The sequence below is a fragment of the Paenimyroides viscosum genome, from assembly GCF_003858535.1.
In the GTDB taxonomy this organism is placed as follows: domain Bacteria; phylum Bacteroidota; class Bacteroidia; order Flavobacteriales; family Flavobacteriaceae; genus Flavobacterium; species Flavobacterium viscosum.
Genome location: NZ_RQTJ01000074.1, coordinates 1 through 2,012, shown reverse-complemented (window position 1 = coordinate 2,012; position 2,012 = coordinate 1). Strand labels below are relative to the sequence as shown.

Annotated in this window: 2 protein-coding genes; both read left to right on the top strand. The window is 37.3% G+C overall.

Going from position 1 to position 2,012, the window contains the following annotated elements:
* The first annotated feature begins 126 nt into the window (after window positions 1–126).
* Window positions 127–1,029, top strand: coding sequence for a tyrosine-type recombinase/integrase (locus EG242_RS14710; RefSeq protein ID WP_124900692.1), 903 nt, complete (start codon window positions 127–129; stop codon window positions 1,027–1,029).
* Window positions 1,008–2,012, top strand: a 1,005-nt coding sequence (locus EG242_RS14705) for an IS91 family transposase (protein ID WP_124900690.1), incomplete at its 3' end; no start/stop codon positions are given. The genes EG242_RS14710 and EG242_RS14705, both read left to right, overlap by 22 nt.

Genomic DNA, 2,012 nt, shown 5'->3' with positions numbered 1-2,012 from the left:
TGTTGAACTAAACCTCCGGTAGCTTTCGCTGCGATGATTTAGTACCTTAGTATTTATTAACGTTTAAATAATTGATAATATGGTAACTAAAAAAAATCTCCGGAGGAATTAAGAACGAACAAATATTTGAATCGTGCTTGTAATGAAATTACAGGTTTTTCTGAACTTCTGCAACGTTTTGAGCGAAATATTTCTATTTTAGGACGAAGCAAACGCACTTTTGAAAATTATTCGCGCCATGTGGCCGCAATGGCACTTCATTTTGGTGCTTTACCAACCGAATTACATCCAGAACAAGTTAAAGATTATCTCTTTGAACTGCAACAACGTTCCAATTCACCTTCGCAATCGTATTTTAAACACACGGTTTACGGACTTCGATTTCTTTTAAAAACAGAGAATTTACCTTACGATCATCTTCATTTACCATCGATTCCTAAAGAAAAGAAACTTCCTGTAATTCTGAGTCGAGAAGAGATTTGGAAGATGCTTCAACATGCCGATTTACTCAAACATCGCATTTTAATCGGATTGATCTACGGTTGTGGTCTTCGTTGCATGGAAGTTCGAAATATTGAATTGAAACACTTAGATTTTGATCGAAAGTTGCTTCATATCGTTCAAAGTAAAGGCAAAAAAGATCGTTATGTTCCTTTATCGGATCATCTCATTCGAGGGATTAAAAAATATATTTCGGTTGAACATCCTACCACATTTTTATTTACAGGCAACACCAAAGATGCCAAAGGTTTTGATTCGCGATACAGCCAACGTGGGGTTCAATGGGCGATTCAATCGGTTTGTAAAAAAGCTGGAATTTTAAAAGACGTGCATACGCACACGTTGCGCCACAGCTACGCTACGCATTTGTTAGAAGATGGAGTGAATATTCTTCAGGTTCAGAAACTCATGGGACACGAGCGTATCGAAACTACGATGGAATATTTGCACGTTTGTCAGCTCGAAAATCAAAAAATACACAGTCCATTAGATACCGTTTTTGCTTTATGCAGCCGCAGTGGGAAGTAGCCGATGTGCTGAGAAAAGTCGATTTGTCCAACCAAAACTTTACCGTTCATCAAGAAAAAACGTTAAGAGCATTGACTTTGTGCCGAACTGCTGCTTTGGGCGGACATGTAGATGCTTGTGATGCTTGTGGCAACATTAGTATTAGTTACAACAGTTGTCGCAATAGGCATTGCCCGAAATGTCAAGGTCATAAACGTGAAGAATGGATTCAGGCACGTGAGCAGGATTTGTTGCCTTGTTCGTACTATCATTTGGTTTTTACCCTTCCAGATTCGCTTAATGGATTAGCGATTGCACATCCAAAAATCGTTTATAAAATCTTGTTTGATTCTGTTTGGTCGACATTAAATCAATTCGGAAAAACGGAAGGTTTGCAACTAGGAATGATTGCGATTTTACATACCTGGGGACAAAATTTAAGTTTACATCCACATTTACACTGCATTATTCCTGGTGGTGGAATTGATGCCAACGGTAAATGGAAACGCAAGATAAAAGCCGATAAATACTTATTTGCAGTAAAAGCGTTAAGCAAGGTTTTTCGAGCAAAATTTGTTGCCTTGTTACGTAAAGAAAAGCTTGCCGATGCTCATGTTTTGCAAAGTTTATTTGATAAAAATTGGGTGGTTTATGCCAAACGCCCATTTGGAGGTCCCAAACAAGTAATCGAATATTTAGGAAGATACACCCATAAAGTTGCCATCAGCAATCATCGGATTAAAAATGTAACAAATCAAGAAGTTACCATTGCTTATAAAGATTATAAAGACGGCAGTAAAACTAAGCAACTCACCTTAAAAAACGAAGAATTCACAAGGCGTTTTAGTCTTCATATTTTACCCAAACGTTTTGTAAGAATCAGGCATTACGGTATTTTAAGTAGCAGTTGGAAACGTGGCAAACTGCAACAATTACAACATGATTTAAATATCATTCGACCTGAAATCGAAACCAAAACGCAACTTAAAAAATGTTATTGTTGT